Origin of the sequence: Streptomyces sp. GC420 (genome assembly GCF_009916105.1) — a bacterium.
GTDB lineage: Bacteria > Actinomycetota > Actinomycetes > Streptomycetales > Streptomycetaceae > Streptomyces.
This window is the reverse complement of sequence record NZ_JAAAXQ010000291.1, coordinates 1-10,867: the sequence shown is the minus strand read 5'-3', so window position 1 is coordinate 10,867 and position 10,867 is coordinate 1. Positions and strand designations below refer to the sequence as shown.

At 71.1% G+C, this 10,867-nt stretch carries 10 protein-coding genes; 5 read left to right on the top strand and 5 right to left on the bottom strand.

Annotation, left to right across the window (positions count from 1 at the left end; genetic code table 11):
- Positions 1-26 precede the first annotated feature (26 nt).
- The 3 genes from GUY61_RS28120 to GUY61_RS28110 form a co-directional block, all read right to left on the bottom strand.
- Positions 27-1,241, bottom strand: a complete 1,215-nt coding sequence (locus GUY61_RS28120; protein ID WP_166633063.1) for a globin domain-containing protein — start codon at positions 1,239-1,241, stop codon at positions 27-29.
- Between the two features lie 142 nt (positions 1,242-1,383).
- A complete protein-coding gene (locus GUY61_RS28115; protein ID WP_166633062.1) occupies positions 1,384-1,866 on the bottom strand; it encodes an Rrf2 family transcriptional regulator in 483 nt (160 codons plus the stop codon).
- Positions 1,867-2,759: 893 nt separating this feature from the next.
- Positions 2,760-3,740 carry a helix-turn-helix transcriptional regulator gene (locus GUY61_RS28110; protein WP_166633061.1) on the bottom strand — a complete coding sequence of 327 codons (981 nt, stop codon included), beginning with the start codon at positions 3,738-3,740 and terminating at the stop codon, positions 2,760-2,762.
- A gap of 315 nt (positions 3,741-4,055) precedes the next feature.
- On the opposite strand from GUY61_RS28110, the gene GUY61_RS28105 reads away from it, so the two are divergent.
- Entirely contained in the window at positions 4,056-4,373 is a 318-nt protein-coding gene (locus GUY61_RS28105; protein WP_166633060.1) for a (2Fe-2S)-binding protein, read from the top strand.
- A 337-nt stretch (positions 4,374-4,710) separates the two neighbouring features.
- Here the strand turns inward: GUY61_RS28105 and GUY61_RS28100 are convergent, their stop codons facing one another.
- Positions 4,711-5,151, bottom strand: coding sequence for a pyridoxamine 5'-phosphate oxidase family protein (locus tag GUY61_RS28100; RefSeq protein WP_166633059.1), 441 nt, complete (start codon positions 5,149-5,151; stop codon positions 4,711-4,713).
- A 137-nt stretch (positions 5,152-5,288) separates the two neighbouring features.
- Here GUY61_RS28100 and clpB point away from each other — a divergent pair, with 137 nt between their 5' ends.
- From clpB to GUY61_RS28085, 3 genes are all read left to right on the top strand, one after another.
- Positions 5,289-7,877, top strand: coding sequence for an ATP-dependent chaperone ClpB (gene clpB, locus GUY61_RS28095; RefSeq protein ID WP_166633058.1), 2,589 nt, complete (start codon positions 5,289-5,291; stop codon positions 7,875-7,877).
- Positions 7,878-8,462: 585 nt separating this feature from the next.
- On the top strand, positions 8,463-9,005 hold the full coding sequence (locus GUY61_RS28090; RefSeq protein WP_166633057.1) for a YbjN domain-containing protein: 543 nt from the start codon (positions 8,463-8,465) through the stop codon (positions 9,003-9,005).
- 83 nt (positions 9,006-9,088) lie between these two features.
- Positions 9,089-9,331, top strand: a complete 243-nt coding sequence (locus tag GUY61_RS28085) for a hypothetical protein (protein WP_166633055.1) — start codon at positions 9,089-9,091, stop codon at positions 9,329-9,331.
- A 17-nt stretch (positions 9,332-9,348) separates the two neighbouring features.
- Here the strand turns inward: GUY61_RS28085 and GUY61_RS28080 are convergent, their stop codons facing one another.
- Positions 9,349-10,539, bottom strand: coding sequence for a pyridoxal phosphate-dependent aminotransferase (locus GUY61_RS28080; protein WP_166633056.1), 1,191 nt, complete (start codon positions 10,537-10,539; stop codon positions 9,349-9,351).
- 137 nt (positions 10,540-10,676) lie between these two features.
- On the opposite strand from GUY61_RS28080, the gene GUY61_RS39305 reads away from it, so the two are divergent.
- Positions 10,677-10,867, top strand: a 191-nt coding sequence (locus GUY61_RS39305; protein ID WP_208106547.1) for a hypothetical protein, incomplete at its 3' end; no start/stop codon positions are given.

Below are 10,867 nucleotides of genomic sequence, written 5' to 3'. Positions count from 1 at the left end.
GCCCCCCACTCAGTGCCCGGCGAGCGTCAGCTCGCGAGCCAGAGGTCCGGGCCGAAGACCTCGTAGTGGATCGCGGAGGCCGGAACACCCAGCGCCAGCAGCTGGGCGCGCACCTCGCGCATGAAGGGGAGCGGGCCGCAGAGGTACGCCTCCAGGTCCGTGGCGGGCAGCTCGATCGCGCTCAGGTCCACGACGCCGGCGCGGTCGACGGGCGCGGAGCCCTCCGGCTGCTCGTACCAGAAGTGGGCGGCGCCGTTCTGGAGCTTCTCGGCGAGCGCGCGGTGGTCGGTGCGCAGGGCGTGGTCGGCGGGCGAGCGGTCACCGTGGACGACGGTCACGGGCCCGCGGTGGTCGGTCTCGGCCAGGTGGCCGAGCATGGCGAGGATCGGGGTGCAGCCGATGCCGGCGGAGGCGAGGAGCAGCGGCTTGTCCGTGTCGCGCAGGACGAGGTCGCCGTACGGGGCGGAGATGTCGAGGACGTCGCCCACCTGGACGTGGTCGTGGAGCCGGTTGGAGACCTCGCCCGCCGGGTCCGTGGGACCGTCCGCGCCGGGGAGCACCCGCTTGACGGTGATGGAGCGGGTGGTCTCGTTCTCGGCGAAGGAGCCGGTGAGGCTGTACTGCCGGATCTGCCGGGCGCCGTCGGGGAGTTCGACGCGTACGGAGACGTACTGGCCGGGCTTGGCGGCGGGGAGCGGCTTGCCGTCGGCGGGGCGCAGGCGGAAGGTGACGACGTCCGCGGTCTCCTGGATCCGCTCGGTCACCTCCCACGGGCGCCAGGTGTCGCCGTGCACGACGCCGTGCTGCGCGTACAGCCGGTTCTCGATGGCGATCAGGGCGTTCGCCATCAGCCAGTAGACCTCGTCCCAGGCCGCGGCGACCTCCTCGGTCACGGCGTCGCCGAGGACTTCGACGATGGCGGCGAACAGGTGCTCGTGCACGATGTGGTACTGCGGGGCGGTGACGCCGAGGGAGGCGTGCTTGTGCGCGATGCGCTCGAGCATCGCGTCCGGACGCTGCTCGGGGTGCTCGACGAGGGCGGTGGCGAAGGCGGCGATGGAGCCGGCCAGCGCCTGCCGCTGGGTCCCTGCCGCCTGGTTGCCCCGGTTGAACAGGTCCCGGAGCAGTTCGGGGTGGGCGGCGAACATCTTCGGGTAGAACAGCGCGGTGATGTCGCCGATGGCCGCGCCGACGGCGGGGAGCGTGGCGCGGACGGTCTCGGCGGACTTCTCGCTGAGCATCGGACTCTCCGAATCTGCATCTGAGATGCGTATTTAAGGGCGTGACGGCATGGCCCGCTGGCGGGCTCTGGTGGTGTCGGGGTTCGCGGGGGTTATGGGAGTCGTGGCCGGTGGGTCTGGTGGCCGGTGGGTCTGGTTCCGGTTACGGGGCGGGAGATCCGGGGCTGGGGCCGGTGCCGCGGCCGGCGCTCCCGGGGCCGCCGATCATGCCGATCAGCAGCGGCCCGGTGGGTGAGGCGACGAGATCCGTGATCGTCAGGGGGTCCAGCGTCGCGTAGAAGGCCTCCTGCGCGCGGCGCAGCGCCGAGCGCAGCCGGCATCCGGCGACGAGCGGGCAAGGATTCTCGGTGCCCTCGCAGTCCACGACATCGCCGACCCCCTCCAGTTCCCTCGCCAGGCGTCCGACCGACATCGTCCGTCCGGCCTCGCTGATGGCCAGACCGCCCCCGCGTCCCCGCCGGGTCTCGACGACCCCGAGGTGCTGCAGGCGCGCGACGACCTTCGCCAGATGCGAGTACGGGACCCGGATCTCTTCGGCGACGTCCCGCGCGGTCGAGGGCTCCTCGTGGGAGGCGAGGGTCATGACCGTGCGGAGCGCGAGGTCGGTGGACTTCGTCAGTCGCATACCTGCACGATATTTAATGCGAATCTGGCATGCAAATTTGGGTCCGGTCTTGCGAGTGTCGCCCAACTACCTTTTGAGTAAGGTGAGTTGGGGGCGTTTGAGGCGCCCGCAGGCCGGCTGTCGGCCCCCGGTGGCCGGTTTCCGCCCCCTGTGATGTCGGCCACCACCCCTCCGGCGCCACGTGGGCCCCGTGCGGTGCCCGTCGGCCCCGCGCCCCATGCGGCGCCCGCCGGCCCGGGGTCCGCGGCATCTATCCCGCCGGGTCCCGCGCCGCGGAAGACGCGGCCCGCGGCAGACGGCGGCGCGTCCACCGACTGCCTCGGGCACTTCGCCCTGACCCTCGGCCTGCACGACGCCCTTGCCGCCGCCGGAGGCGCGCGCATCGTCTCGGTGTCCTCCAGCGGCCACCTGTTCTCCCCCGTCGCCTTCGACGACCTCGACGTCCGGTTCCGCCCCTACGACCCCCTCGCCGCCTACGGGCAGTCCAGGGCCGCCGGGGTGCTCCTCGCCGTCGAGGCCGACCGCCGCTGGCCCGGCCGGGGGGTCAGGGCAACGCCCCTGCACCCGGGAGCGGTCGCCACGAACCTGCAGCGGCACACGGGCGGGCCGAAGACCCCGGAACCGTTCCGGAAGGCGGTCGGGCAGGGGGCCGCCACCTCCGTGTTCCTGGCCGCTCCCCACTGGTGGAGGCATCGGCGGTCGCTGCTTCGAGGACGTCGGGGAGGCACCCGTTGGCGAGGTCCGGCCCGAGGAACCCGGAGTCCCCGGCGTGGCCCCGTACGCGCTGGACGGGGCGAACGCCGAGCGGCTCTGGGACATCGCCACCGGCATCGTCCGCCCGGACCGGTGCCGGTGACCGGGCGGGGTGACCGGGCGGTGCCTTGCGCGGAGCGTCAGCGGTCCTGGTCCAGCATGCCCGACTGCGCGATGAGGTAGCCGAGTTGGGCGCGGCTGCCACTGCCCAGCGCGGCGGCCAGTTTCGCTATGTGCGCCCGGCAGGTGCGGACGTTCATGCCGAGGCGGCGCGCGATGGCCTCGTCCACATGGCCCTCGACGAGGAGCTTGGCGATGGAGCGCTGGACGCCTGATATGCCGTCATGGCTGGTCTCGTACGGGACCTCGTCGTCCCACGGGACCGCCTGGCGCCAGAACTGGTCGAAGACACCGGCGAGATACTCGACCAGGCCCGGGTGGCGCAGCTCCAGCGCCACCTGGCGGTCGCGCCTGGCGGGTATGAACGCCACCGACCGGTCGACGATGATGAGCCGCTCTATGGTCTCCTCGAGGGTGCGGAACTCCACGCCGTACGGGGCGACTCGCTCCACGTAGGCGAGTGTGGACGGGTGGTGCCGTGCCGTGTGCTGGTACAGGGTGCGCATGCGGACCTCGCGCGACACCAGCGGCTCTATGCGGCGCAGCGCGTCCTCCAGCAGATCGGGGGTGCGGCCGCTGCCGGGCTGGAGGGTGAGGAGTTCGTCGGTGCATTCGGCCGTGGCCCGGTCCAGGGTGGCGTTGATGCGGTGGAACCCTTCGAGCACCGTGATGGCGTGGGTGGTCTGCGGGTCCTGGGCGCTGATGGCCATGAATGGCTCGAAGGCGTCGGCCAGGGCGAGGGTCAGTCGCCTGCGCTCCTGTATTTCGCGTTCGATGGGACTGACGAGTTGGGTCAGAGCGGTGACGGGCGGAACGGGGCGCAGCCACTGGGCGTCGTCCGGGTCCGGGTGGAGCAGCGCCAGATCGAGCAGACAGGGGGCGCTTTCCACCTCGTGACGGGCTATCCGGCCCATGCGAAGTGCGCTCGCGTAGAGGTTTGACCCCTCCTCGCACAGCTCTGTGTGGGAATGGGGGTGTTCGAGTTTATCCCGATTCGCCACTTCTGCACCCCCCTCAGCCTCCTGAAATACAGGAACATGATGCACGGCTCCGCTGGTGGAAGAGGCTTCCGTGAGACATCGTTCTATGGCGCGGGGGAGATTCAGGGACCAGAAGAGGTGGAACCCGGCCATGTCCAAGTTGCTTCGTACGCTTTGCGCTCTAGCCATAGCGGCGGCGGCTGTCAGCGTGTCGCAGGCTGTCGGCGAGCCTTCGTGGGGGAGTGCACCCGCCGTCACGGCGACGGCCGACGAGCCCTCGTGGGGGTCCGAGCCGGCTGACGTCCTCGGTGAGCCCTCGTGGGGCTCCGTCGAAGCATGACTGTCCCGCCGGACGACCGCAGATTCCGTCGTGAGATGGAAACCGCTTACCGATCCGGGTGGCACTTCATCGACCTCGTCACCGCCGTCCCCCACAGTGGCGATTCGCTGACCGTCACCCTTTTCGGAGAACAGATCGTCGTGGTGCGCGACGAAGACGAAGACGTACGGGCCTTCCGGTGCCTCCGCCGCCCCCGCGGAGCCCCCCAGCCGGTCCGCTGTGCCGTCCGTTACGGCATGGTCTTCGTCAACCTCGCGCGGGAGGATCACCTCCCGGCGGACACCCCCATCACCGCCACCCCCCGCAGCGCCTGAGCGATTCCCCCGTCGTTACAGATCGCTCAAGGTGCTCCCCCCACAGCGGCGCCACCGTGGACCTGAACACGGTGGCGCCGCTGTGTGTTCTGGAGCCAGTCGGTTTCCGGCCGTTCCCCGTCCGTGCATATGCCGTTTTCCCCGTGTCCGGCCGGGCGTGGGGGAGCCGTGGGGCCGGCCGGGCCCGGTGGGCCGGGCGTGACGGCTCCGGCCGGGGGCGGATGCCTCGGTTCCGGGCCGGGACGCCTCCTTCCCGGCGGCGGACGCCATCGCCTCGGGGGGCGGACGCCGTGGCTCCCGGCCGGACGCCTCCGCTCGCGGGCCGTGCGCCGGCCTCTCAGGCCTTGCCCAGCGTCCGGTCCACCGTGATCTCGATGAGCACCCGGTCGGGGTTCGGTCTCGGCATGCGTCCGTAGCGCTCCGCGTAGCGGCGTACGGCGTCGGCGACCGGCTCGTCCTCCGTGCGGACACGCGCGTGCCCCTCCAGGGTCGCCCAGCGGCGCCCGTCGACCTGGCAGACGGCGACGCGCGCCCCGCCGCTCCCGTTGCTCGCGGCCAGGATGTTGCGGACCTTGGCGCTGGACTTGTTGGTGATGATCCGCGCGAGGCCCCGCTCCGGTTCGTACGTGACCCCCACCGGGACGACGTGCGGGCTGCCGTCCGGGCGCAGGGTGGTCAGGGTGCAGAGGTGTTTCTCCCGCCAGAAGCCGAGGTACGCGGGCGGCGGCAGTTCCGGGGCCGGGGGTGGTGGCGACGTGTGCGGTGGGTCGATGGGCATGCTCCGGAACCTATCCCTCCAGGCACCGGGATCCGCTACCGACATGTCCTTGAGTGGAATAGACTCAACTTTGTGTACGCTGACTGAGTCAGAGTTCAGTGTTTGTGGGTTTGGGCTGCGAGGAGGAGAGACCGGACGTGGACGCCGAGCTGACCAACAGGAGCCGGGACGCCATCAATGCGGCCAGCAACAGGGCCGTGCAGGGCGGACACCCGGATCTGACCCCCGCGCATCTGCTGCTGGCACTGCTCGAGGGGCAGGAGAACGAGAACATCACCGACCTGCTGGCCGCCGCGGAGGCCGACCAGGCCGCCGTGCGCGCCGGGGCGGAGCGGATCCTCGCCGGGCTCCCCAGCGTGGCCGGCTCGACGGTGGCCCCGCCGCAGCTCAACCGCGAGCTGCTGGCCGTCGTCGCCGACGCCGAGGCGCGCGCCAAGGAACTCGGTGACGAGTACCTCTCCACCGAACACCTGCTCATCGGGATTGCCGCCAAGGGCGGCCAGGCCGGTGAGCTGCTCACCACCCAGGGCGCGAGCGCGCAGAAGCTGCTCGACGCCTTCCAGAAGTCCAGGGGAGGACGCAGGGTGACCACACCCGACCCCGAGGGGCAGTACAAGGCCCTGGAGAAGTTCGGCACCGACTTCACCGCCGCCGCCCGCGAGGGCAAGCTCGACCCGGTCATCGGCCGTGACCACGAGATCCGCCGGGTCGTGCAGGTCCTGTCCCGCCGTACGAAGAACAACCCGGTGCTCATCGGCGAGCCCGGCGTCGGCAAGACCGCCGTCGTCGAAGGGCTCGCGCAGCGCATCGTCAAGGGCGACGTGCCCGAGTCGCTGAAGAACAAGCGGCTGGTCGCGCTCGACCTGGGCGCCATGGTCGCCGGCGCGAAGTACCGCGGTGAGTTCGAGGAGCGGCTGAAGACCGTCCTGGCCGAGATCAAGGACAGCGAAGGCCAGATCATCACCTTCATCGACGAGCTGCACACCGTCGTCGGCGCGGGCGCGGGCGGCGACTCCTCGATGGACGCGGGCAACATGCTCAAGCCCATGCTGGCCCGCGGCGAGCTGCGCATGGTCGGCGCCACCACGCTCGACGAGTACCGCGAGCGGATCGAGAAGGACCCGGCGCTCGAGCGGCGCTTCCAGCAGGTGCTGGTGGCCGAGCCGACCGTCGAGGACACCATCGCGATCCTCCGCGGCCTCAAGGGCCGCTACGAGGCGCACCACAAGGTGCAGATCAACGACAGCGCCCTGGTGGCCGCCGCGACCCTGTCCGACCGCTACATCACCTCCCGCTTCCTGCCCGACAAGGCCATCGACCTCGTCGACGAGTCCGCGTCCCGGCTGCGCATGGAGATCGACTCCTCCCCCGTGGAGATCGACGAGCTCCAGCGTCAGGTGGACCGCCTCAAGATGGAGGAACTGGCCCTGGTGAAGGAGACGGACGAGGCCTCCAAGCAGCGGCTGGAGAAGCTGCGCCGCGACCTCGCCGACAAGGAGGAGGAGCTGCGCGGGCTGACCGCGCGCTGGGAGAAGGAGAAGCAGTCCCTCAACCGGGTCGGTGAGCTGAAGGAACGGCTCGACGACCTGCGCGGGCAGGCCGAGCGCGCCCAGCGCGACGGCGACTTCGACACCGCCTCCAAGCTGCTGTACGGCGAGATCCCGGCGCTGGAACGGGAGCTGGAGGAGGCCAGCGAGGCCGAGCAGGAGGCCGCCAGGGACACCATGGTCAAGGAGGAGGTCGGCCCTGACGACATCGCCGACGTCGTCGCCTCCTGGACCGGCATCCCCGCGGGCCGGCTGCTGGAGGGCGAGACGCAGAAGCTGCTGCGCATGGAGGAGGAGATCGGCAAGCGGCTGATCGGCCAGTCCGAGGCCGTCCGCGCCGTTTCCGACGCGGTGCGGCGCACCCGGGCCGGAATCGCCGACCCGGACCGTCCCACCGGCTCCTTCCTCTTCCTCGGCCCGACCGGTGTCGGAAAGACCGAGCTGGCGAAGGCGCTCGCGGACTTCCTCTTCGACGACGAGCGGGCCATGGTCCGCATCGACATGAGCGAGTACGGCGAGAAGCACTCCGTGGCACGCCTGGTCGGGGCGCCTCCCGGCTATGTCGGCTACGAGGAGGGCGGCCAGCTCACCGAGGCGGTGCGCCGCCGCCCGTACTCCGTGATCCTGCTGGACGAGGTGGAGAAGGCCCACCCCGAGGTCTTCGACATCCTGCTCCAGGTCCTGGACGACGGACGGCTCACGGACGGGCAGGGCCGGACGGTCGACTTCCGCAACACCATCCTGGTCCTGACCTCCAACCTGGGCAGCCAGTTCCTGGTCGACCTGACCGCCACGGAGGAGGAGAAGAAGGAACGCGTCCTCGAAGTGGTCCGCACCTCCTTCAAGCCGGAGTTCCTCAACCGGCTGGACGACCTGGTGGTCTTCTCCGCCCTGACCAAGGAGGAGCTGCGCAGGATCGCCGCCCTGCAGATCGAACGCCTCGGCAAGCGCCTGGCCGAGCGCCGGCTGACCCTCGAGGTGACGCCGGCGGCCCTGGACTGGCTCGCGGTCGAGGGCAACGACCCGGCCTACGGAGCCCGGCCGCTGCGCCGCCTGGTCCAGACAGCGATCGGCGACCGGCTGGCCCGGGAGATCCTCGCAGGCGAGATCAAGGACGGCGACACGGTCCTCGTGGACACGTCCGGGGACGGCCTGAGCGTGGGGCGCGCCGCGAAGTGACCCGCCGCGGGCAGGCCGCGGCGGTCCGGGCCCGCCGCTCCCACCGGGGCGGCGGGCCCGCCCGTGTCCGGACGGTCCGTGTCCGGCCCGGGAGCAGCGCAGGGGGAAGGGGCGGTCTTCGGCCATTCCCGGACCCCGGCGCGCGGCATCCTGAGCGGGGCCCGGCCTCGTGTCCGTCCGTGCGTCCGTGCGTCCGTGCCTGAGTCCGCGGGTCCTTCCGGGAGTCCGTCCGTGCCCGAGTCCGCGGGCTCTTCCGGGAGTCCGTCCGTGCCCGAGTCCGCGGGCTTTTCCGGGAGTCCGTGCGTCCGTGCCCGAGTCCGCGGGCTCTTCCGGGAGTCCGGCGGACATCCCACCCGACGGGACCGTGCCGCGCCCTCGCGGAATGTGCCCTGGGCGAACCCCGGCACCGGGACACGCGAGCCGCGCCCGGGCCCGTCACCGCAGTCCCATGGTCCGGGAGCCCGTCCGGGCGGCCTGCCGATGGCCCGGATCCTGTCAGCCTTCGGCGGATCGCCCCGGGCGGGGTTGCCATGCCGGGGCCGGGATGGGGGAGGATGGCAAGAAGCGTACGAAGGGAAGTACACGGTGAGCATCGACCCGTCCTCGATTCCGAATTTCGGGGGCCAGCCCAATCCTCAGCAGGCCTCAGGACCGGCGGGCCCCGTCGTCCCCGACCAGGATCTGGTCAAGCAGCTTCTCGACCAGATGGAGCTGAAGTACGTCGTCGACGACGAGGGAGACCTCGCGGCGCCGTGGGAGCAGTTCCGTACGTACTTCATGTTCCGTGGTGAGGAGGGGCAGCCCGAGACGCAGATCTTCTCGGTCCGCACTTTCTACGACCGCCCGCACAAGATCGACGAGAAGCCCCAGCTGCTGGAGGCGCTCGACGACTGGAACCGCCGCACCCTGTGGCCCAAGGTCTACAGCCACACCCACGACGACGGCACCGTCCGTCTCATCGGCGAGGCGCAGATGCTGATCGGCACCGGCGTCGGCCTGGAGCACTTCGTGTCCTCCACGGTGAGCTGGGTGCGCGCGTCGATCGAGTTCGACCGGTGGCTCGTCGAGCAGCTCGGCCTCGAGCAGGAGATCGAGGGCGGCGAGGAGCCCGGCGACGACGAGGAGTAGTCCTCGGACACGCGACGAAAGCCCGGTCCGCGCGCAGACCACCGACGACCGACACGGTGGGCGGTGCGGGGCCGGGCTTCGCCATGTCCGGCCCCGCAGGCGGTGGGGCCGGCGGAGACGTACGTCAGGTACTGCCTGGCCGAGCGGACGAGCCGGTCAGCTCCGGCGAGGCGGTCACCCAGGCCACTCCGTGTTCACGCGCCGAGCTGGAGCAGTGGGAGTACGAGATCACCAGCGGCGGCCGGGTCCGCTACCTGGTCGGCCCGGATACCTCGACCGTGATCCTGGTGTACGCCTCTCCGCGACACCCGAAGGACACCGAATAGGCCAACGGCCCAGGGCCCTATGCGCCCAGTGTCTTGAGGCGGGAGGCGGCCTCCTCCAGTACGCCTGTCCGCTTGCAGAACGCGAATCGTACGAAGGGTGCGCCCTGTTCGCGGTGGTCGTAGAAGACCGCGTTGGGGATGGCCACCACCCCGCACCGCTCGGGCAGGGCGCGGCAGAAGGCGAAGCCGTCGGTCTCGCCGAGCGGGCGGATGTCGGTGGTGATGAAGTAGGTGCCCGCCGGGCGGAAGACCTTGAAGCCCGCCTCCTCCAGGCCGCCCGCGAGCAGTTCGCGCCTGGCCCGCATGTCGGCGCGGAAGCCGTCGTAGTAGCTGTCGGGCAGGCGCAGCGCCTCCGCGACCGCGTACTGGAAGGGGCCGGCGGAGACGTACGTCAGGTACTGCTTGGCCGAGCGGACGGCGCTGGTCAGCTCCGGGGAGGCGGTCACCCAGCCGACCTTCCAGCCCGTGAACGAGTAGGTCTTGCCCGCCGAGCCGATGGTGACGGTCCGCTCCCGCATCCCCGGGAAGGTGGCGAGCGGGATGTGCTCGGCCTCGTCGAAGACCAGGTGCTCGTACACCTCGTCCGTGACCACCAGCAGCCCGCGTTCGCAGGCGAGTTCCGCGACGGCGGACAGTTCCTCGCGGGTCAGCACGGTGCCGGTCGGGTTGTGCGGGGTGTTGAGCAGGATCAGCCGGGTGCGGTCGGTGACGGCCGCGCGCAGCTCGTCCAGGTCGAGGCGGAACGAGCCCTCACCCGGGCGCAGCGTGACGGGCACGCGGGTGGCGCCCGCCATGGCGATGCAGGCGGCGTACGAGTCGTAGTACGGCTCGAGGGCGACGACCTCGTCGCCCGGCTCCAGCAGGGCCAGCAGCGAGGCGGCGATCGCCTCGGTGGCGCCCGCCGTCACCAGGACCTCGGTGTCGGGGTCGTACGACAGCCCGTAGCGCCGCTGCTGGTGTTCGGCGATCGCCGTACGCAGCTCGGGGACGCCGGGCCCCGGCGGGTACTGGTTGCCGCGGCCCTCGCGCAGCGCCCGCACGGCGGCCTCGACGATCTCGGCCGGGCCGTCGGTGTCGGGAAACCCCTGACCGAGATTGATCGAACCTGTACGCACGGCGAGCGCCGACATTTCGGCGAAGATCGTCGTGCCGAATTCGGCGAGACGCCGATTGAGAAGAGGCCGCTCGCTCCGCTGGGCTTGTTCCATGCCGGCCATCCTGCGCCGAACCTCTGGACTTCCTCAACTCTGCTTTGACGCGAGAACGCCTGGGGCATCTCCTCCCCACGCGAGAGAGAGCCATGCGAACGGCCTCACTGCGGGGGACGAAAGGGGAGTGAGGACTGATGGGATTCGTGGTGGTGGCGGCGATCGCGCTGGTGCTCGTCATGGGCCTGTTGGTGTTGGGCAACGCCGGCGGAAGGAGTGGTGGCTCGCGCCGCCGGAGCCGGAGCCGGAGCGGGGACGGCGGGTCCGGCTGGTGGGCCGGCAGCGACAGCGGCGGCGGCTCGTCCTGCGGGGGGAGCTCCTCCTGCGG

What these genes read in the sequence shown, in the direction of transcription:
- GUY61_RS28120 (WP_166633063.1), bottom strand. Translation starts at nt 1,241, where the DNA reads ATGCTCAGCGAGAAGTCCGCCGAGACCGTCCGCGCCACGCTCCCCGCC.
- GUY61_RS28115 (WP_166633062.1), bottom strand. Translation starts at nt 1,866, where the DNA reads ATGCGACTGACGAAGTCCACCGACCTCGCGCTCCGCACGGTCATGACC.
- GUY61_RS28105 (WP_166633060.1), top strand. Translation starts at nt 4,056, where the DNA reads ATGACTGTCCCGCCGGACGACCGCAGATTCCGTCGTGAGATGGAAACC.
- GUY61_RS28100 (WP_166633059.1), bottom strand. Translation starts at nt 5,151, where the DNA reads ATGCCCATCGACCCACCGCACACGTCGCCACCACCCCCGGCCCCGGAA.
- GUY61_RS28085 (WP_166633055.1), top strand. Translation starts at nt 9,089, where the DNA reads ATGTCCGGCCCCGCAGGCGGTGGGGCCGGCGGAGACGTACGTCAGGTA.
- GUY61_RS28080 (WP_166633056.1), bottom strand. Translation starts at nt 10,539, where the DNA reads ATGGAACAAGCCCAGCGGAGCGAGCGGCCTCTTCTCAATCGGCGTCTC.